General features: G+C 43.9%; 1 protein-coding gene. It reads right to left on the bottom strand.

Going from position 1 to position 221, the window contains the following annotated elements; translation table 11 throughout:
- Positions 1 to 221: GA-like domain-containing protein (locus AC1M9A_RS14480; RefSeq protein WP_481610502.1), on the bottom strand; the 221-nt coding region annotated here is incomplete at both ends.

Raw genomic sequence — 221 nt, 5'->3', positions numbered from 1 at the left:
TATGCTGCTTCTGCTGCCTCTACTGCTGCTTCAGCCGCTGCTAGAGCTTCTCCAATATCATCAACAACACCATCTTCATCTTCGTCATTTACTGTTGGTAAAGTGATATCAACCAGATCATTTAAACGACCTTGTAGCGCATCTTTTTCTGCTTGTACTGCCTCAGGTAATGCTGTCACTTTTGTTTGTGCTTCTGTTTTCGCAGCAAGTGCATCATCACG

The organism is Acinetobacter sp. ANC_7634, assembly GCF_056779875.1.
This window is presented reverse-complemented; position numbering and strand designations above follow the sequence as displayed.